Source organism: Pseudochrobactrum algeriensis (genome assembly GCF_018436245.1).
GTDB lineage: Bacteria > Pseudomonadota > Alphaproteobacteria > Rhizobiales > Rhizobiaceae > Pseudochrobactrum > Pseudochrobactrum saccharolyticum.
Genome location: NZ_CP075360.1, coordinates 187,094 through 206,187 on the forward strand (window position 1 = coordinate 187,094; position 19,094 = coordinate 206,187).

Annotated in this window: 17 protein-coding genes, 1 pseudogene and 1 riboswitch; of the genes and pseudogenes, 12 read left to right on the plus strand and 6 right to left on the minus strand. The window is 52.7% G+C overall.

Translation table 11 applies throughout. From position 1 onward, the window contains the following. The first annotated feature begins 35 nt into the window (after nt 1-35). From KHQ09_RS01095 to thiD, 8 genes and pseudogenes are all read left to right on the plus strand, one after another. On the plus strand, nt 36-1,277 hold the full coding sequence (locus tag KHQ09_RS01095; RefSeq protein ID WP_213600124.1) for an NAD(P)/FAD-dependent oxidoreductase: 1,242 nt from the start codon (nt 36-38) through the stop codon (nt 1,275-1,277). A gap of 83 nt (nt 1,278-1,360) precedes the next feature. Next, nucleotides 1,361-1,924 carry a hypothetical protein gene (locus KHQ09_RS01100; RefSeq protein ID WP_022711570.1) on the plus strand — a complete coding sequence of 188 codons (564 nt, stop codon included), beginning with the start codon at nt 1,361-1,363 and terminating at the stop codon, nt 1,922-1,924. Between the two features lie 23 nt (nt 1,925-1,947). After that, nucleotides 1,948-2,511: an RES family NAD+ phosphorylase gene (locus tag KHQ09_RS01105; RefSeq protein ID WP_238481512.1), complete on the plus strand. Its 564-nt coding sequence runs from the start codon at nt 1,948-1,950 to the stop codon at nt 2,509-2,511. A gap of 425 nt (nt 2,512-2,936) precedes the next feature. Then, nucleotides 2,937-3,482 (plus strand): annotated as a pseudogene (locus KHQ09_RS18425) (NAD(P)-dependent oxidoreductase); the annotation flags it as partial. Between the two features lie 207 nt (nt 3,483-3,689). Beyond that, nucleotides 3,690-4,994, plus strand: a complete 1,305-nt coding sequence (locus KHQ09_RS18430) for a glycerate kinase type-2 family protein (protein WP_238481538.1) — start codon at nt 3,690-3,692, stop codon at nt 4,992-4,994. A gap of 46 nt (nt 4,995-5,040) precedes the next feature. Continuing rightward, nucleotides 5,041-5,136, plus strand: a riboswitch (TPP riboswitch). Between the two features lie 63 nt (nt 5,137-5,199). Further along, entirely contained in the window at nt 5,200-6,012 is an 813-nt protein-coding gene (thiM, locus tag KHQ09_RS01115) for a hydroxyethylthiazole kinase (protein WP_238481513.1), read from the plus strand. Next, nucleotides 5,999-6,643, plus strand: coding sequence for a thiamine phosphate synthase (gene thiE, locus KHQ09_RS01120; protein ID WP_213600126.1), 645 nt, complete (start codon nt 5,999-6,001; stop codon nt 6,641-6,643). Before thiM ends, thiE begins: the two co-directional genes overlap by 14 nt. Nucleotides 6,644-6,646: 3 nt before the next feature. After that, nucleotides 6,647-7,486, plus strand: coding sequence for a bifunctional hydroxymethylpyrimidine kinase/phosphomethylpyrimidine kinase (thiD, locus tag KHQ09_RS01125; protein ID WP_213600127.1), 840 nt, complete (start codon nt 6,647-6,649; stop codon nt 7,484-7,486). 68 nt (nt 7,487-7,554) lie between these two features. Here thiD and KHQ09_RS01130 read toward each other — a convergent pair whose 3' ends face one another. From KHQ09_RS01130 to KHQ09_RS01150, 5 genes are all read right to left on the minus strand, one after another. After that, nucleotides 7,555-7,965 (minus strand): DUF6691 family protein, encoded by a 411-nt coding sequence (locus tag KHQ09_RS01130; RefSeq protein ID WP_213600128.1) that lies wholly within the window; start codon nt 7,963-7,965, stop codon nt 7,555-7,557. Between the two features lie 115 nt (nt 7,966-8,080). Continuing rightward, the gene (locus KHQ09_RS01135; protein ID WP_213600129.1) at nt 8,081-8,506 is read right to left on the minus strand and encodes a YeeE/YedE family protein; all 426 of its coding nucleotides are present in this window, start codon (nt 8,504-8,506) and stop codon (nt 8,081-8,083) included. A gap of 4 nt (nt 8,507-8,510) precedes the next feature. Then, a complete protein-coding gene (locus KHQ09_RS01140; RefSeq protein WP_420832825.1) occupies nt 8,511-8,852 on the minus strand; it encodes an ArsR/SmtB family transcription factor in 342 nt (113 codons plus the stop codon). 3 nt (nt 8,853-8,855) lie between these two features. Continuing rightward, a complete protein-coding gene (locus KHQ09_RS01145; RefSeq protein ID WP_213600130.1) occupies nt 8,856-9,734 on the minus strand; it encodes an MBL fold metallo-hydrolase in 879 nt (292 codons plus the stop codon). 143 nt (nt 9,735-9,877) lie between these two features. Further along, the gene (locus KHQ09_RS01150) at nt 9,878-10,939 is read right to left on the minus strand and encodes a Tim44 domain-containing protein (RefSeq protein WP_213600131.1); all 1,062 of its coding nucleotides are present in this window, start codon (nt 10,937-10,939) and stop codon (nt 9,878-9,880) included. An 81-nt stretch (nt 10,940-11,020) separates the two neighbouring features. Between KHQ09_RS01150 and KHQ09_RS01155 the strand changes: the two genes are divergently transcribed. The 3 genes from KHQ09_RS01155 to KHQ09_RS01165 are packed head-to-tail and all read left to right on the plus strand — an operon-like array spanning nt 11,021 to nt 15,956. After that, nucleotides 11,021-11,161, plus strand: coding sequence for a hypothetical protein (locus KHQ09_RS01155; RefSeq protein ID WP_022711580.1), 141 nt, complete (start codon nt 11,021-11,023; stop codon nt 11,159-11,161). Next, nucleotides 11,158-12,459, plus strand: a complete 1,302-nt coding sequence (locus KHQ09_RS01160) for a metallophosphoesterase family protein (protein ID WP_213600132.1) — start codon at nt 11,158-11,160, stop codon at nt 12,457-12,459. Before KHQ09_RS01155 ends, KHQ09_RS01160 begins: the two co-directional genes overlap by 4 nt. Then, nucleotides 12,459-15,956 carry an ATP-binding protein gene (locus KHQ09_RS01165; RefSeq protein ID WP_213600133.1) on the plus strand — a complete coding sequence of 1,166 codons (3,498 nt, stop codon included), beginning with the start codon at nt 12,459-12,461 and terminating at the stop codon, nt 15,954-15,956. Before KHQ09_RS01160 ends, KHQ09_RS01165 begins: the two co-directional genes overlap by 1 nt. A 64-nt stretch (nt 15,957-16,020) precedes the next feature. Here KHQ09_RS01165 and KHQ09_RS01170 read toward each other — a convergent pair whose 3' ends face one another. Further along, complete coding sequence (locus KHQ09_RS01170; RefSeq protein ID WP_213600134.1) at nt 16,021-17,535, minus strand: hypothetical protein; 1,515 nt, start codon at nt 17,533-17,535, stop codon at nt 16,021-16,023. A gap of 167 nt (nt 17,536-17,702) precedes the next feature. On the opposite strand from KHQ09_RS01170, the gene KHQ09_RS01175 reads away from it, so the two are divergent. Further along, entirely contained in the window at nt 17,703-19,094 is a 1,392-nt protein-coding gene (locus KHQ09_RS01175) for an FAD-binding oxidoreductase (protein WP_213600135.1), read from the plus strand.

The following is a 19,094-nucleotide window of genomic DNA, read 5'->3' on the forward strand; positions in this document are numbered from 1 at the left end:
GCCTGTAGTCATGACCCGTATTTTCCGGCCATACCATGCGTAAATTCGATACAATCATTCTGGGTGCAGGCATTATCGGTGTCAGCACTGCTCTTCACTTGCAGGCACGCGGCCATGCCGTTTGTCTGATCGACAAAAAAGATCCGGGTGAGGGGACGAGTTATGGCAATGCCGGTCTGATTGAGCGCTCAAGCGTTATTCCTTATTCATTTCCGCGCGGGCTCGCCAATCTGATTAAATATGGTCTGAATAACCGTACGGATGTGCGTTATGATCTGGCCTATATGCCAAAACTGGCACCATGGCTGTTTCAGTTCTGGCGTCATTCTTCCGCGGACGGATTGGCAAAAGCAACAAAAGCCATGCTGCCGCTTGTGGAGGCCAGTGTGACCGAACATAATTTTCTGATTGATCAGGCCGGTTGCCAGAATCTGGTGCAGGACAAAGGCTGGCTGGAAGCGTTTTGCAGTGAACAGGCTTTTGATGCTTTTGTGAAAACTCTGCCGTCGCTGGATCGCTTCGGTCTGAATTATAAAGTGCTCGACAACACCGGTTTTGCGGCAACGGAACCATCCATGCGCAATATTGCCGGTGCCGTTCATTGGCTCGACCCGAAAACCGTGAGTGATCCTTCGGCTCTGGTCAAAGCCTATGCTTCTCTCTTCACACAACGCGACGGCGTGTTCCTGCACGGCGATGCTTCGACCTTGCAACAGCAAAGTGATGGCTGGTCGGTGCGCGCAAGTGAACCTGTGACGGCACGTAATGTTGTGGCCGCGCTCGGACCTCAGTCCCATCTCATCTATGACAAGGCCGGAATGAAACTGCCGATGGCAGTCAAACGCGGTACGCATCTGCATTTCTCGCTTGATGATGGTGCAGCGCTCAATCATCCCGTGGTTGAAGTAGAAGGTGGCTATGTGCTGGCACCGATGCGTCAGGGCATGCGTCTGACAACCGGTATTGAATTTGCAGCGCCGGATGCACCGGCTAATCGTATCCTGCTCGATCGGGCAGAAAAACGTGCGCGTAAAGTATTGCCGTCATTGGGTAAACCGGTTGAGGCACAGCCATGGCTGGGTCTGCGCCCTTGCATGCCGGATATGCGTCCGGTTATCGGTCAGGTGCCAAACAAGCCGGGCTTGTGGATGAATTTTGGTCATGCCCATCATGGTTTGACGCTGGGACCTGCATCCGGCCGGTTGCTGGCAGAGCTGATGACGGGAGAGAAACCGTTCATTCCCGCAGAGCCATATTCTGCAAGTCGCTTCATGTAAGATGCAACTTCGTCAACTTTGACAACAATAGCAAGCTTGACAACCAGTCTGTGCAGTATCATCTTTAAGTTCAGGAGATGAAAATGGTACAGACAACGCAGAATACACCGAAGGCTGAGAAAGCACGGCAGTCCCCTGCAGCAAAGGCAAAGCCGCGCGGCAATACAAATGCGCGTGCCATTGCGAAACGTCAGCCTGTCCATAAAACTGCTGCAACGGCTGTTGCCAAAGAGGCCTATCAGCCGGATGCGCGCGCTCTGGCTTTGCTGCGTGGTGTTGAAATCGCCCAGCAGGATCTGCGCGAGGCAGGTGGCGCCTATACGCTGGAGCAGGTGCGCCTGTTATTGCAGGGTATTTCCCGTCAGGCCGTTGATAAACGTGTGCAGGATGGCTCATTGCTTGCAGTTCCGGGCCCCGGCAACCGCCGCGCCTATCCGACGATCCAGTTTCTCAATGACGGCAGTATTGTTGCCGGACTGAAAGCTGTGCGTCAGGCACTTGGCAGCGCTAATCCGTGGTTCCTGCTGAATTTTCTGAGCAGACCGGATGAACGTCTCAACGGCAAAAAGCCGATTGAACTGCTGCGTCGTGGTGAAACAGACGCAGTGCTGGAAGCAGCACGACTCAATGGTCTGCAAGGCGCGTGAGCGGGCCGCAACCACCAGAAAATTTGGCTTCCCGACAGCCTGAGCTGATCACTCTGGCTGCGGGAAGCAAATTATATCGTTTTTATACAGCTGCTTTTGAACCCGTCTATTTCGACCGCTCCGATATGGGCAGGCTGAATGCGCCGGATGCATCCTATGGTGTGCTTTATACAGCCGCTGCACGGGAGGGTGCTTTTGCTGAAACATTCTTACGTGAACCCGGTCGCAGCCTGATTGATTTGGGGCTTTTACAGAAGAAAGCGCATGTGGTGCTGGAGCTGACGGCTCCGTTAAAATTGGCCAAACTTGCAGGGCGCGGACTTGCTGTCGTTGGTGCAACGGCAGAGGTTCTGCATAGCGGTCTGCCTTATGACACTGCACAACACTGGTCACGAGCATTGCATAATCATCCGGAAAATTTTGATGGCATTGCCTATTATGCCCGCCATGATGACGAGCAGCTTTGTTATGCGTTGTTCGATCATTGTTCTGAGCATATCAGTATTGCCGAACGACAGACTGATCTTGATGCAGACTGGTTCTGGCAAATTGCCAATCACTATAATCTGGGTATTGCCCCGTACTAAATAATTATAAGGGAACTGAAATCATGCCGGACAAAACTGCCAAAATCCTGATTACGGATCATCTGGAGTTGCGTCTTGATGCGCAAGGTAAGCATCAATGGCATGAAATCCGCCATTATATTGAAGAAAAAGGCGGGGTCTTTCACAGTCATGGTTTAAAAACAGGGCAGGAACTCGCAGCCGGTAAGCTGCATTTCTTCTATTGCCCTGATCTTAGCACTGAAGAAGAGCTGATAGGCGTTGCGGGGCAGGGGCAATATGATGCGGTGATTGCAGCCGCCACCCGTATCCCGCCGCAATGCCTGTTCGCCGAGGGTGGTGTGCGTATCGGTGCAGGCACTGGCAATATGCAATCGCAATCATGGGTTTCCGGCACAGCGCCTTTGATGAATACACCGGGCATTAATAGCCGTATTACCGCGCAAATGGTGCAGAAAGCGCTGTTACAGTTTCGTCCTGATCTGGATACGGCAACACTTTATACGCAGGTGCTGGAGGGTAAATTTGATACCGGCCGCGATCTGGCGCGTTTTCCAAGCACTGGTCTTGAAGGGCGTAAGTTTGCAATTCTCGGTAGCGGTAATATCGGCATGGAAGTGGCAAAGCTAGCCAAAGCCTTTGCTATGGATGTGGTGATCTATGCGCGCGAACATCATCGCTCATGGATTGAAAGCCAAGGTTATACTTACGCGGCGACACCGCAAGAGGCAGCACAAAATGCTGATATATTGAGTGTGCATATCGGGCTTGGCGCGCTGAACAGCGAGACAGGACGCTATAGCAATCAGGGTCTTGTCGGTCACGATGTTCTGTCGGCAATGGCGACAAGCGCAATGGTCATCAATTACGATCGCGGCGAGCTGGTGGATGTTGCCATGCTTGAACCGCTGATGCAGAGCGGACATATCCGCAATGTTGCAGTGGATGCCGACCTGTTTGAAAAAGACGGCACTCTGTCTGGGCCGCTGGCGCCTTATTTGCCATTGGCAAAAAAATATCCGCAACGCATGCTACTGCTACCTCATGCAGCAGCTGATACCGATCATCCGTCACGCCTAGTTGGGGCAAAACAGGCCGTTGACCAGATATTTGCAGCGATTACGGAGCGCCGTGTCATTAATGTGGTAGGGGACGTTCCTGACGGTTACAGCGATGGTGGCAGCCAGCTGCCGCAGGGTATCGGGCGCCCGCAGGCGAAACTCAAAAAAGGGCAGGAGCGGCAATTCCTCAAATCCTTGTTTGAAACAGCCGTGCAGGCAGCTGATCCGCTGCATTGTCTCAAACCATATTTACCGCCAGCACCAAAGGGCAAGACAATCGTGATCGGTGCAGGCAAAGGCGCTGCGCAAATGGCGCAGGCTTTTGAGACTTTATGGGTTGAGGCGGGCAATCCTGCGCCGCAAGGTGTGGTTGTCACACGCTATGGCTATGGCGCGGAATGCCGTTTTATCAAAGTGCTGGAAGCCGCGCATCCGGTGCCGGATGCAGTCGGACTGGAAGCAGCAAAACAGTTGAAAGCTGCGTTGAAAGACTTGCATGAAGACGATCTGGTGGTGGCATTGATCTGCGGTGGCGGCTCGGCTCTGTTGCCTGCGCCACCGGAGGGGCTGACACTGGCCGACGAGCAGGCAGTCAATGCGGTGCTGCTCGCCAGTGGTGCGCCAATTAGTGTCATGAATGCCATCCGCAAACATGTCTCCACGATTAAAGGCGGCAGATTGGCTGCCCTCGCAGGATCTGCCCGTATGGTCAGCCTGATTGTCTCGGACATTCCGGGTGATGATCCGGCACTGATCGCTTCAGGGCCGACAATTGCCGACCGTGCAACCCGCCATGATGCGCTGAAATATATTGAACATTACAAAATGCAGTTGCCGGAAAAGGTGATGGCGCATTTACGAAGTAAAGCAGCCGATGCGCCGCTGCCTGATGATGCGGTGTTTGCGCGGCACAGTCACCATATTATTGCCAGCGCAGCGCAATCCCTGAAGGCGGCTGCAAAACTGGCTGAGGAGCAGGGCGTTGAAACGCTCATTCTCTCGGATTCCATTGAAGGGGAGGCGAAAGATATTGCGCTGATGCATGGGGCATTGGCGCAATATCAGGCACGCAACCGCACATCCGGCCAGCCGCTTCTGTTACTTTCCGGCGGTGAGACAACGGTAACGCTCGGTTCCGGTTCAAAAACAGGCAAAGGCGGGCGTAACAGCGAATTTATGCTGGCGCTGGCGCTGAATATTGCAGTTAATGCTAATATTCACGCTTTAGCTGCGGATACGGACGGTATTGATGGTTCGGAGAATAATGCCGGTGCTTTTGCTGACGGCAACACAATTCAGCACATGACGGAGCTTGGTCTTGATGCGAAACAGTTTCTCGCAGGCCATGACAGCTGGAGTGCATTTAATGCCAGTGGTGATCTGTTTGTAACGGGACCGACCGGTACAAATGTCAATGATTTCCGTGCCATATTAATCAGCTGAACACGCCCAAGTGGTGGACAGCTGCATTTCGCTCTGCCATAATGATGATGAGAGACAGGGGCGCCCGGATCATACCGGCTGAGAAGTACCCTTTGAACCTGAACCGGATAATGCCGGCGGAGGGAGTCAGATCAAAGGGCGGCTTTTCGCAACAGCGACGATAACGGCACCCCGCGTCAGACCCTCACCGTTGCGGAGGGCTGATATGAAAGATCTACCGGATTTCGGCGTGATGCTGGAAACCATGCGACAGCGCAAACCCCTCATACAATGCATCACAAATTTTGTGGCGATGAATACGGCTGCCAATGTGGTTTTGGCTGCCGGTGCATCTCCGGCTATGCTGCATGCGCAAGAAGAAGCGGGGGAGTTTGCCAAGCTCTGCGGCGCGGTCACAATCAATATCGGCACACTATCGCCGCTCTGGGTGCAGGGCATGATCGCTGCGGTTACATCTGCCAATGCGCATAATATTCCGTGGGTTTTTGATCCCGTTGCGCATTTTGCCTCAACATTTCGCCGTGACGCTGCGCAAAAATTGCTGGCACTGAAACCAACAATTATTCGCGGCAATGCATCGGAAATTCTGACGCTTGCGGGCTTTTCCGCGCGCGGACAGGGTGCAGACAGTGGTGATGATGCCGGTAGCGCGCACCACGCGGCTCAAAAACTGGCGCGGGAGCATCAATGTACGGTCGCAGTCACCGGCGCTTATGACCTTGTCACCGATGGTCAGATAACTTTGCGCGTTGACGGCGGCTCGCCACTGATGCCGCAAGTCACAGCTTTGGGCTGTGCATTGACATGTCTGACCGGTGCTTTTGTCGCCGCACATAAAGTCTCTGCTCTCGAAGCCTCTGCCGCAGCTCTGGCTATGTATGCCGTGGCCGGAGAGCAGGCGGCCTTGCAGGCAAAAGGTCCTGCCAGCTTCCAGATAGATTTTATTGATGCGCTTTATGCGCTCTCTCCCGCACAATTCCAGTCTCAGGCAAAGGTACAATTTTATGAAACAGTTTGATCTGTCGCTCTATCTCGTTCTCGACCGCGAGCTTTGCGGTAGTTTGGGTATGGTGGAAACCGCAATCGCAGCGGTGCGTGGCGGTGCCACAATGGTGCAGTTGCGTGACAAAGATGCTAACCAGCAGGAGATGCTTGAAACTGCCAAAGCATTGAAAGCGGCGCTTGAAGGCACTAATGCCAAGCTGATTATCAATGACAATATTGAGGTTGCCATTGCTATCAATGCTGATGGTTTGCATATCGGCCAGCATGATGGCTCACCGGAACAGGTGCGGACAAAAATCGGGGCGGATATGATCCTCGGTCTGTCGGTGCAGACCGCGGAAATGGCCACTAAAGCGGATAGTGCTGTGGTCGATTATCTCGGCATCGGCCCAGTTTTCCCGACCGCTACCAAAAAGAACTGCGCACCTTCCATCGGTTTTGACGGGTTGAAACGGGTTTACTCGCACAACGGCCTGCCAGCTGTGGCAATCGGCGGCATTAAGCTGCCGCATGTGGAGGATGTGCTGGCGACCGGTGTTGATGGTCTGGCTGTGGTGTCTGCAATTTGCGGTCAGGAGAGTCCTGAACAGGAAGCGCGTGCCTTCAATGCGGCGATTGCTCATTTCCGCGCTTCAAAGGGCTAAGCGATGAAGAATGTTCTTTCTCTTGCCGGCTCTGATCCGTCCGGTGGTGCCGGTATTCAGGCTGATCTGAAAACCTTTGCTGCGCGCGGCACTTACGGCATGGCGGCGCTGACTGCGTTGACCGCACAAAATACACAAGGCGTTTCCGGTGTTTTTCCCGTACCGGCAGATTTTGTTGCCCAGCAGCTAAGCATGATTTTCAGTGATGTGCGGGTCGATGCGGTTAAGATCGGCATGATCGTCAATGCGCAAATTTCTGACCGCGTGGCGCAAGTTTTGCAGGAGCAGCTTGTCAAACAACCGGATTTGCAGATTGTGCTTGATCCGGTTATGATTGCCAAAGGTGGTGCAGCATTGCTCGACCCGCAGGCGGTGGAAAGCCTGACGCAGAAATTGCTGCCGCTGGCAACTTTGTTGACACCGAACCTGCCGGAAGCGGCAGCATTGCTCGGACAACCGGTCGCGGAAAACCGCGAGGAGATGGAGCGACAAGGCCGTGCTTTGCTGGCTAAAGGTTGCAAAGCTGTGCTGATGAAGGGCGGGCATATGGCAGGCGAATTCTGCCCCGATCTTTTGCTGAGCAACACGCATACAGAATGGTTTGAGGCCGCGCGAATTGAAACGCCGGATACCCACGGCACCGGCTGCACGCTCTCCAGCGCTTTGGCGGCGGAACTGGCAAAAGGCAATATATTGCCGGATGCAGTGCGCGAGGCCAAAGCCTATCTGTTACGGGCGATTGGTGCTGCACATCAACTTGAAGTCGGCATGAAAGACGGAAATGGCCGATCAGTAGGCCACGGCCCTGTGTTTCATTCGATTGATCAAATCAGAGCGCCGTGAGCCATATTTGGCTCACAAAGGTCGCTCTGACACTTTAAAATAGCTGATGGCGAGGGCTTCCTGAAAAATCAGGAAGCCCTCACTTTGCGGGCGATCAGCATGCCGACTATCATGGCCGGTACAAAGATCAATGTTCCGGTTGCGGCTAAACCTACTGTGGTAATCGCAGGCCCCGGACAAATGCCGCCAAGCCCCCAGCCGATGCCGAACAGGATTGCCCCTGTCATCAGGGATTTGTCGGCTTTACGGTTTGCAGGCACATCAAAATCAATGGCGCAGAGCGGTTTCTTACGGGCAAAAACCACGCGATAACCGATGAAAGTTGTAACCACTGCCGCACCCATCACCAGAGCCAATGACGGATCCCAGTTTCCGGTAATATCGAGAAAATTCAGCACTTTCTCAGGATCGGCCAGACCGGAAACCACCAGTCCCAGCCCGAAGATCAGACCGATAATAAGATTAATCAGAAATGACATGATCGACCTCCTTTAGAGCGCCGTGTGCCAGACTTGGCACACAAAGGTCGCTCTAACACTTTAAAATTAGAGCATAATTTTATCTTAAACTTATCCAAGTTTTAGGAATTATGCTCTATCCGACGAGATGGCGCATGATGAAGACGGTGATGAAACCGGCTGCCATGAACAATGTTGTCGCTAGCAATGAGCGGGGCGAGAGGCGGGAAATGCCGCATACACCGTGACCGGATGTGCAACCGCTGCCCAAGACCGCGCCAAAACCAACCAGCAGACCGGCACTCATCATTAGGACCGGATCGGATGCGACTGTGATTGCAGGCAGTGCACCGGTGAAGAGCAGATAGAGAAAAGGCGCAGCCAGTAATCCCAGCACAAAACCGGCGCGGGATAAAAAACGACTGTCGCTATAGGGCGGGAATAGTCTGCTGACGATACCGCTGATACCGGCAATCCGGCCTTCAAACAACATCAGCAAGACCGCAGAAAGCCCGATCAGCAATCCGCCGCCAAGAGCAGACCATGGGGTGAAATTTTCCATGATGTTATGTCCTTATATCCGGTGCACAAAACAGTTGATGCATGGTGGCGATGAAGATTTTCACCCGCTCATCGGCCAGAGAATAAAACACGGCTTTGCCTTCTTTACGGGCGCTGATCAGTCCGGCAGCGCGCAATTCTGCCAGCTGCTGTGACAGGCCGGGCTGGCGGATGCCGAGCATATCTTCAAGCTGGCGCACCGACAGTTCACCCTCAACCAAAGCGCAGATCACCTGCAAGCGGTCGGGATTGGACATTTTTTTCAGAAAGGCGGAAGCCTCATTCACCCGTGCGCGCAGCTCATTGGCGTCAGGTGCTGTGACTTCAGTTGGCATCATATCAGACATTGTTCACTCCCACGGCGCGCCGTCAAAACGCCCGAGCGGGATTTTGATATAGCGCTGTCCGTTATCTTCCGGCTCCGGCAAACGTCCGCCGCGAATATTCACCTGCAAGGCATGGAGCATCAGTTTAGGGATCGGCAAAGTCGCATCCCGTGCCTGACGAGCGGCCACGAAACTCGCCTCATCACAGTAGCGGCTGAGATGAATATTATCTTGCAATTGTTCACCAATGCGGGATTCCCAACGGGCTTCGCGGCCGTTCGGCCGGTAATCATGACCGGTAAACAGACGCGTATCTTCCGGCAATTGCAGAATGGCCTGAATACTGTTCCACAGTGCCGTGGCATTGCCGCCCGGAAAATCGGCGCGCGCTGTGCCGCCGTCTGGCATGAATAATGTATCATGGATGAAAGCGGCATCGCCGATCACATAAGTGACCGAGGCCAGCGTGTGGCCGGGGGAATGGATCACGCGGGCATCGAGATTGCCGACTTTAAATGTCTCACCATCTTCAAACAAATGATCCCATTGCGAACCGTCACAGGCCAGATCCGGCCAGTTATACAGCTCAGACCAGATTTTCTGCACTTGTCTGACTTCTGCACCGATAGCAGTCGGTGCACCGGTGCGGGTGTGCAGATAATGGGCGGCAGAAAGATGATCGGCATGGGGATGCGTGTCGAGAATCCGCACCAGCCGATAGCTGCGGCGTGCAATATAATCCAGCATCTTATCAGCATGGTTGGTGGCAGTCTGGCCGGATTTTTCATCATATTCCAGCACGGGATCAATAATCACGCAGTCCAGTGTTTCAGGGTCTGCAACAACATATTGAACGGAACCGGTACGCTGATCGTAAAATGCGGCAATGTCTGGTTTCTGCATTTTCTACCTGCTTTCATTATCTTTTTAATTAAATATATTCGATTGCAAAAAAATGCAATCATTAAAGTATAAATATTTAAAGGTAATAAAAAAAGCCGCCCTGAAATTCAGAGCGGCTTTTCTTAGTTCATCAATTAGAGCGCTTATGCTGCCTGAATTGCAGAAAGTTTCCACTCTTCAATGCGGCCATTGGCAGGACGAACAAAAGTCCAGACTTCGGTGCTTTCCGAAATCTCCATGCTTTCGCCTTCAGCCAGTTCGCCGGTATTGCGGTCTGCAAGATAGTCGATGCTTTCATAACGAATGGCAACGGTGGCGTAATCTTTGCCTTCTTCGCTCCAGCCTTCCGACACATCGCCCTGCAGCAATTTCACATCGCTGACATGGTTGCGCAGGCCGTTGGTAGCGTTTTCGCCCAGTTCTTCGGCCAGATAAGACATAGCTTCCGGTGTTGTCAGCTGACGCAGCGTACCGTAATTTTCCTGACCATAGGCTGTCTGGACTTCGGTCAGCATTTTTTCAAAATGCTCCAGATCTTCCTGCGTAACGGTCAGTGGCTTTTCTTCTACAGCAGGCTGCATCATGCTTGCAGCTGCACCCGAACTTGTATTGGCGCCAAAACCGGCTGATGGTACAGAGGTTGAAGACCGTGCATGTGTGTTGTTATCGCGCTTGCCAAACTGCGCACCCAGATTCTGCATCGGGTTCGCACGGTTCGCGCCAGCATTACCGGCTCCGGCAGCAGCCGTTGCAGGCTTATTACGGTTGGCGAAAAAGCGCATGGCCAGCATGGCCAGACCTGCGAACAGGGCAACCTGCAGGATCAGGCCGAGGAAACCGGCCATACCGCCGAGACCATTGCCCAGCAGCATACCGATCAGACCGCCGACCAGCAGGCCACCCAGCATGGAACGGCCGAAATTATTGAAGAAACCAGGCTTTGCTGCATTGGCAGCCGCCGCACCCTGTGCAGGGCGTGTCTGCGCACCGGTATTCGGGGTCATGGAGCGTTCAATCGGCGCAGCAGTATTTGGCGCAGTCTGCGTTGGTGCAGGTGCCTGATAGGTCTTGCTGCCGCGGCTGCCGAAGCTGCTGCCACCACCCGCACGTCTGGCATCGGCAATATCCATCGCCGAAAGCGATACAACGAGCGCCAGTCCCAATGCGACTGTGAACTGACTTAAACGTGAGGTGGCACGCAACATATGTGTCTCCTGAAAAAAGTGCTTTGGCTGCATATAGGAACGGGATTTTTCAATTGTAAGTGTTTGCCATAAGAAAATCCTATGATTTACAAGAATTTATTCAGTCAGGTGAACACAGGCAGCTATGCACTTTTAAAATGCGGTGCTGCATTGATTTTTGTAACCGGCCCGTCGCATAGTCAGCGCAAAGACTTTAACCTGACTTTTCAGGAGCTGATTTGACCTATCGCTTCATTCACGCGGCGGATATCCATCTGGATTCACCGCTGCGCTCATTGGCCTTGCGCAATCAGGAACTCGCGGTGCTGATCGGCAATGCGACCCGCCGTGCTTTTGAACGCATTATCGATCTGGCGTTGAGTGAACGCGTGAATGCACTGCTGATTGCCGGTGATCTTTATGACGGCGACCAGACTTCGATGAAAACTGCACGTTTTCTGGCAGAACAGCTGCGCCGTCTGGATCAGGCGGGGATTGATGTTTTCATCATTCGCGGCAATCACGATGCGCTGTCGAAAATTACCAAAGAGCTGACCCTGCCGGAGCGGGTGCAGATTTTTGACCGCAAAGCCCGCGCGATAACTGTTTCAGCGCCGGATTATGCTCAGCCGGTGGTTATTCACGGGTTGAGTTTTGCCAAACCCCAAGCGGAAAACAGTCTGCTGCCCAATTACGGATTGCCGGTCAGCGGTGCGGTGAATATCGGGCTGATGCATACCAGTCTCAATGGCGCTGAAGGGCATGACCTTTATGCGCCGGTCAGCGTTAATGATCTGCAATCGCATGGTTTTCATTATTGGGCACTTGGTCATATTCATAAGCGGGCGGTCTATGCACCGACCAGTCATTATAACAGCACGGTAGTAATGGCGGGTAATCCGCAAGGGCGCGATATTAATGAGGCCGGTGCGAAATCCGTAACGCTTGTCACGGTGAATGATGATGGCACTGTGCAGACAGAAGAGCGACTGACGTCAATCGCGCAATTTGAGCGAGTGAATGTTGATGTCTCGGCTTGCGAGGATTGGCGTGCTGTGATTGCGGCAGTGCATGAGGCGCTGGAAGCTAAGCGCGAAGCGACGGCCAGCGAACAGCTTGTCGCCCGTCTGCATCTGACCGGCACCACGCCTCTGGCATGGCAGATGCGCCGTGACCATGATCTGCTGCTGACTGAGGCCGAGGACAGGGCAGCACAAACCGGTGATTGCTGGATTGAAAAGCTCGAGCTTGAATGCACCCCGCCACGCAAAATACAGAAAAGCGAAGGTGCTCTGACCGTTGATCCGCTGTTGGAACTGGGCAGGCTGATTGCCGATGAGCTGGCCGCCTCTAACCATTTCCAAAGCGGTCTTGCAGAGCAGATGGATGCTCTGGTGAGAAGACTGCCTGCTGAGATGCGCAATGTTTTCGGTGGCGATGAAGCACAGGCGCAGGCACTGATTGCTGATTTATTGCAAAAAGGCAGTGAGGATGTGCTGGCAGAATTGAGTGCGGCCGCACAGGCAGAGGAACAGGCATAATGCGGATTAATCGTCTGGATCTCACCCGCTATGGCCGTTTTACCGATCATGTGCTGGATTTTGGTGCAGCAGATCAGGGCAAACCTGATTTGCATATTATTTACGGGCCGAATGAAGCGGGAAAATCAACCACGTTTTCGGCGCTGCTCGATCTGCTCTTCGGTATTGAGCATAAGAGCCGCTATGATTTTCTGCATTCTTATTCAGCAATGAAAATCGGCGCTTCTCTGCAATTGCAGGGCGCAACGCAGGAACTGGTGCGTATCAAAGCGCGTAATAACAACCTGAGTGATCCGGCTGGCAGCGTTCTGCCGGAAACGCTGATTTCCGACGAATTAGGCGATATTGATCGCAATGCCTATCGCATGATGTTCTCGCTGGACGATGACACATTGGAAGAAGGCGGCGATGCGATCCTTGCCAGCAAGGGTAATCTCGGTGAATTGCTGTTTTCGGCCAGTGCCGGTCTTGCGGGTATCAGCCAGAATCTCAACTTGCTGCGCAGCCGCGCAGATCAGTTCTATCGTTCCGGTGCGCGTACAGGCGGGCTGGTTGATCTCAATGTGCAATTGAAAGAGCTTGAAACCGCGAAAGCCGAGCTGGATGCGAAAAGCTCGGCGCAAAGCTATGGCAAATTGAGCGACAGTTTCCGGCAGGCCGAGGCGGAATATCAGCAGGCGCTGACTGCGCATGGGCAGATAAGAGGCCGCATTGCTGAGATTGAGGCCATGCTCAATGCATTGCCGCATTATCACCGGCTGCATCGCCTGCGTGAAGACCTGACTGCTTTTGCAGATATTCCGGCGGTGCCTGCCGGTTTTGCCGATGAACAGCCGCGATTGATGATCGATGATGCGGAGCTGCGCGTTCGGGTTGAAAATCAGTCGGCAGAGATCGCGCGGCTTGAACGGGAAATTGCTGAAATTCACCCTGATGAAAATGCGCTGAATCTCGCCACTTCTGCCGGACAGTTACAAGCATTACAGGCACGATTTGTAACAGCAGAGAAGGATTTGCCGGAGCGGGAAGCTGCGCTACGTGCTGAGCAACATAAAATTGAGGCGCTGCTGATCCGTCTGGGACGGGATATCAAAACTGATCCGCGCACATTGCTTATCAATATTCAGACAGAAACGGCATTGCGCAGCCTGATTGAGCAGCGCTCCGGTATTACGGCAGCTTTGCAAATGACTGGCAAGGAATTGGCTGTTGCGGAAGAACGGCTGAAACTTGCGCAGGATAAGTTGAAGCAAAGCGGCATCACGCAGGCACATTACGATCCTGTATCAATGCGTTACCTGCATGATCTGCTGAACCGTTTACGCAGTGAGGATTTGAGCAATTCTTTGCGACTGGCCGATCAGGCTGCACGGGAAGAAGAAGCACAACTGCATGAAATCTGGCAGGTACTGCCTTATCGTCAGGATGATTTTGAGACTGATCTGAAACTACTCGCCACCTTGGCGGTGCCTGATGTTGCGGAAGTGGAAGCAGCAGGGCGGGATATACAAACTCTGCAAAACCGCTGGCAACAAACACAGGATAATCAGGCCAAAAACACCGATGAAATGGTGCAATTGCGCGCGCAATTGCAGGCTGTGCAGCAAAATAGTCTGGTTATCACGCAGGAACAGGCCGCGGAACTGCGCCAAAATCGCAATGCCGCATGGCAGCAGCATCGTAAGAGCCTGAGCAGTGAAAGTGCAGATGCGTTTGAGCAATATCTGACGCAAGACGATCAGGCCGTGCATAACAGGCTGACACAAGCGGCGGAATTTGCCCGCGTCATGCAATTGCGGGAACGGCTTGCTGTGCTTGAGGCACAGAACCTGCATCTTAAAAATTCTGGTGCCGCGGCGCAAGCGGATTTGCAGGCGGTGGAAGCGCGTCTCGCTATATGGCAGCAACAGCTTGTACCAGCCTGCAAAGAGAAATTATCTGCAGGTAGTTTATTGCGTTGGATGGAGAGACGCGAAGCTTTACTGCAAAAGCGTCAGCTTTGGCTGCGAGCCTGCCGGTCACGTGATGAGAAGCTGGCACAAATCAGACAGGCGGAAACTGATCTGACCTCTGCATTACAACAGGTCGGTGTAGCTGCTGCGGAAACTGGCTTAAGCGCACTCCAAACGCAAGCCGTCACTCTGCATGACAGTTTTCAGCTGTATGCCGGTTTGCAGGCAGAACTGGCGGAGCGGGAGCAGGAACTGCGCCGTCGTCGCAAAGATGCCGACGAGATTCAGGCGCAGGATGCGCAGTGGCAACAAGACTGGGCAAGCACTTGTCAGGCTACATGGCTGGGGCAGGCAGATGTTGTTCCGGCGCTGGATGAGGTGCGTGAAATTCTGAACCTTACCGCAGAGCTGGCTCCGGCGCTGGAGCGCAGTCATGATCTGGCGCAACGTATCCATGCGATGCACGATGATCAGGCAGCCTATCGTCGTGAGACGGAAGCTTTAGCGAAGCGTCTTGGTCTGCCAGTGCAGAAATCGGCGGGTGAGGGGATACCGGTCGCCGAGCTTGCTATGTATAGCGCGCAGCGCATTCGCAAAGCAGAGGAAGAACACAAAAAACTGCAAGAGCTGCAAGGTCGTCTGGCGGAAGCGGAACAGCACAGGCTGCAACTGAACCAGAAAACCAGTGAGCTGAATGCCAGAAAGCAGGCAATGCTCACGCAATTGCAGGCGGATACGCTGGAAGATGCCGGTTTTAAAATTCAGGCGGGTGCTAAAAAAGCGCAGCTGGAACAAGTGCTTGCGGATGAAGAGCAAACGATTATTCATTTGCTGAAACTTGCACATCCGGCAGAAGCTGAAGACCTGATGGCGCAAACCGATAGTGGTGAGCTCAAAGAACAATTGCTGGTTCTGCGTGAACAGGATGAAGCACAGGACCGGCATAAGCAGGAACAATATCGCCTGAAAATGCAGGCTGAGCAGCTTTTGCGTGAGGCGCAGGCCGGTGATGACAGTGCTGCAAAGCTGGATGAACAGCGCCGTACCTTATTGCTGGAGATTGAAGAAAAATCGAAACAATATTTGCGTCTGCGTTTTGGTATCAGCGCGGCGGAACAGGCTTTGCGCCTTTATCGCGATCAGCATCGCTCATCCATGATGGCGCAGGCATCGGCGGCTTTTGCCGCGATCAGTCAGGGCAGTTATCGCCAGCTGACAACGCAGACCGACAAGGACAGTGAAATTCTGATTGCAGTGGCTGCCGATGGCAGTTCAAAAACGGCAGATCAATTGTCTAAGGGCACACGGTTCCAGCTTTATCTGGCTTTGCGTATCGCCGGTTATTATGAATTTGTATCGCGCCGTCCGATGCCGTTTATCGCCGATGATATTATGGAAACATTTGATGATGACCGTGCGCGGGAAACTTTCCGGCTTTTCACACAAATGGCCGGTCAGGGGCAGGTGATCTATCTGACCCATCACCAGCATTTATGCGAGATCGCGCAGGATGTGTATCCGGATGTGCGTCTGCATCAGCTCTGATGTGTAATGAAGATACAAAAAAAGCCTGCATCCGGAGATGCAGGCTTTTTGTTTGATATGTATTTTATTTGTTGGCTTCGACTTTAACGCCAAGCACTGACCAGAGTTTTTTCGGCTCAGCCATACCAACTGCTGTCAGAATGCCGAAGGTCACCGGATTTTCAGGCTGGATTTTCAGGCTGAGGGATTTCGGTGCGTCCAAATATTCACCCAGAGCTTTCACAGCGTCGACTACAAGCGGCTCATTCTCAAAATAAACAACGCCGAATTGCAGCTGGTCTTTCATTTCTTTTACGAGTTCTTCACGGGTGATACCGCGTTCTTTTGCCTGATAGTCCAGCACTTTGCCGAAGAAATTCGCATCATCATAACGCATCTCCATATTTTTGATGGAGAGGTTCTGCAACATGCCCACGGCTGCAATCTGCATGGAAGTGTTGTCGCCGCCGTCTTCCATCACACTGGTCAGCAGATCCTGCACAGCTTTGATGAATTTCAGATTATAACCGCCCATTGCGAGCTTATAATTATAAGTACCGATATTCTGACCGCTAATGGTCATCTGATCGACAGTATATTCGCCGCTATAAGGTGACCAGGTGCCTTTGCCATCCATGGTCAGGTGAATTTTTTCCAGTCCGAGCGCACGGATTGCGTCCATGTCGAGGTCACTGGTATCTTCTGCCAGTTCTTCCGCGTCGCCGCTGTCTTCAATCGCCTCGTCAGTATTGTCGGTGGCAATATCTGTATTCGCATCGGCTTCAACTGCAGCATCAGCCTTGTCAGCAGGGGCTGCATCATCGGTTGCCGGTGCAGCATTTTCAGTGGTCGCTTCCGCAGCATCTGCTGATTCCTGTGCAGCTTCTTCTGCCGCCTTCGTGGCTTCCTCTACAGATTTCTGAAACTCAGCGGCTTCTTTTTTCTTCTTTTCCTGATCGATGCGGTTCGCTTCTTCAAGATCAACCTTCAGCGCCTCAATGCCCCAGCTATAATTGCTGGCTTTTTCTTTGCTAAAAGGTTCCTGCGCGAAATGTACGCCGTTCAGTTCAAAAACCGGCTTGCCTTCGACCGTGACACTGATGGCACCGAGATGAAAGCTTTCGGCATATTGCATACGGCCGAGCAGATCGACTTTCGGGTCTTTGGTCAATTTGACATTGTTGAAGCGGATATCAGAGGTGGTGAAAACGCTGTTGTCTTCAACGATTTTGACATCATCAAATGCGGCTTTTTCAACGAGATAAACATCGCCTTCGCCCTCGGTAATATTGCTCAGCGTAATCTTGCCGAGGTTTACAGGAGCGTTGTCTTTCTCGTCCTTTTCCACTTCTTCTGTTTCGTCAGCCGAAGTTTTTGGCATAGCAATCTGTGCTTTTGCATCATGCAGAATGACATTTTTGCCATCGGTTTCTGCTTTGGAGAATGTCAGTTCCACCATCTGTTCTTTGAGCAGAGCCTGCAGACGCTTTGCAACATCATCACCTGTCCATGCCAGTGCAGTGCCAGCCCAAAGCGGCGCGATCACAGCAGTCAGAACGAAAGTTTTGGCAAAAGCAGAGCGGGACATATTCAATGGCATGAGAAACCTCAGTAAAAAGAACGGACAATATTAATTTTGACCGCAGGATGATTGCTGCCGAACTTATTAAAAAACAGAACGACCTGAAGCGTAATAATTTTGTAAATCCCTATAACAATTCAGAGCCAATTCCAATAAACATAATCTCACAAATCAAGGGGAATGAAATGCAAAGCGCTTCTGTCCGGCAGTTACTGCTGGAAAAACTATCCGGTCTTCTCGGTAAAGACATTCAAACCGGTTCTGATCTTGATATTTCGCATCTGAGTGACTGGAGCGATGAACAGGGCGGCACACCGCTGGCTCTGGTTCTGCCACGGGATACACAAACTGTTTCTGAAATTCTGAAACTCTGCAATGAATACCGTATCGCTGTTGTTCCGCAGGGCGGACTGACCGGCCTTGCCGGCGGCGCAGTGCCGGTACAGGATTGTGTGTTGTTGTCGCTGCGCAATATGAACCGCATTGAGACGATCAATGCGCAGGCCGGAACGATGATTGTCGAAGCCGGTGCCATTCTGCAGAATATTCAGGACGCAGCGCGCAATGCAGGCATGAATTTTGCGCTGGATCTGGGCGCGCGCGGTTCCTGCCAGATCGGCGGCAATATCTCCACCAATGCGGGCGGCAATCGTGTAATCCGCTATGGTATGACCCGTGATCTGGTGCTGGGTCTGGAAGCGGTGCTGGCAGACGGCACAATTCTCAGCATGATGAATGAAATGCCGAAAAACAATGCGGCGCTGGATATGAAGCATCTGTTTATCGGTGCGGAAGGCACAATGGGCGTTGTGACCCGTGCCGTGCTGCGTCTGCGTCCGGGGATTGGCGGTGCCAATGCCGCAGTCGTTGCGCTTGAGAATTTTGAGAATGCCCTGAATTTGCTGAATTATGCGCAAAAGCGTCTTTCCGGCCGTGTCAGTGCTTTTGAAGCCATGTGGGGCGACTATTACAATATGGCTGCGAAATATGCCCGCGCACCGCTTGAAGGCAGCTATCCGCTTTATGTGCTGATGGATATGCAGGGCGCTGAACCGGATGCGGAAGCGGATTTGTTCCAGTCGGTTCTGGAACATGCCTTGGAAGAGGGCTGGATTGCCGATGCTGCCATTGCGCAGTCCCATCGTGAAGCCGAAGAATTCTGGACAATGCGCGATGCCATTGCAGAAATCATGACCCATGAAGGCCCGTGTATCGGTTTTGATGTCTCAGTCCCGCAAACACAGATTGGTGCGGCAGTAGATGCTATTCAGGCAGCATTGCAGAACCGCTATCCGGGTATGACCAGCCTGTTTTTCGGCCATGTCGGTGATTGTAATTTTCATATTGATATTACGAAATACACGGATTTCACCGAAGATGACCGCGCGGTTGAAGATATTGTCTATGACATTATCCGCACATTTAAAGGCTCGGTTTCAGCGGAACACGGTATCGGCCTGCATAAAAAACCGTGGCTGCATTACAGCCGCAGCGCTGCCGAATTACAGACTCTGAAAACACTGAAAGCGGCGCTTGATCCGCATAATATTCTTAATCCCGGTAAAGTACTGGATTAA

Excerpts from the sequence above, each read along its gene's own strand:
- KHQ09_RS01095 (WP_213600124.1), top strand. The coding sequence starts at position 36 with ATGCGTAAATTCGATACAATCATTCTGGGTGCAGGCATTATCGGTGTC.
- KHQ09_RS01100 (WP_022711570.1), top strand. The coding sequence starts at position 1,361 with ATGGTACAGACAACGCAGAATACACCGAAGGCTGAGAAAGCACGGCAG.
- thiM (WP_238481513.1), top strand. The coding sequence starts at position 5,200 with ATGAAAGATCTACCGGATTTCGGCGTGATGCTGGAAACCATGCGACAG.
- thiE (WP_213600126.1), top strand. The coding sequence starts at position 5,999 with ATGAAACAGTTTGATCTGTCGCTCTATCTCGTTCTCGACCGCGAGCTT.
- thiD (WP_213600127.1), top strand. The coding sequence starts at position 6,647 with ATGAAGAATGTTCTTTCTCTTGCCGGCTCTGATCCGTCCGGTGGTGCC.
- KHQ09_RS01130 (WP_213600128.1), bottom strand. The coding sequence starts at position 7,965 with ATGTCATTTCTGATTAATCTTATTATCGGTCTGATCTTCGGGCTGGGA.
- KHQ09_RS01135 (WP_213600129.1), bottom strand. The coding sequence starts at position 8,506 with ATGGAAAATTTCACCCCATGGTCTGCTCTTGGCGGCGGATTGCTGATC.
- KHQ09_RS01140 (WP_420832825.1), bottom strand. The coding sequence starts at position 8,852 with ATGTCTGATATGATGCCAACTGAAGTCACAGCACCTGACGCCAATGAG.
- KHQ09_RS01145 (WP_213600130.1), bottom strand. The coding sequence starts at position 9,734 with ATGCAGAAACCAGACATTGCCGCATTTTACGATCAGCGTACCGGTTCC.
- KHQ09_RS01150 (WP_213600131.1), bottom strand. The coding sequence starts at position 10,939 with ATGTTGCGTGCCACCTCACGTTTAAGTCAGTTCACAGTCGCATTGGGA.
- KHQ09_RS01155 (WP_022711580.1), top strand. The coding sequence starts at position 11,021 with ATGATTTACAAGAATTTATTCAGTCAGGTGAACACAGGCAGCTATGCA.
- KHQ09_RS01165 (WP_213600133.1), top strand. The coding sequence starts at position 12,459 with ATGCGGATTAATCGTCTGGATCTCACCCGCTATGGCCGTTTTACCGAT.
- KHQ09_RS01170 (WP_213600134.1), bottom strand. The coding sequence starts at position 17,535 with ATGCCATTGAATATGTCCCGCTCTGCTTTTGCCAAAACTTTCGTTCTG.
- KHQ09_RS01175 (WP_213600135.1), top strand. The coding sequence starts at position 17,703 with ATGCAAAGCGCTTCTGTCCGGCAGTTACTGCTGGAAAAACTATCCGGT.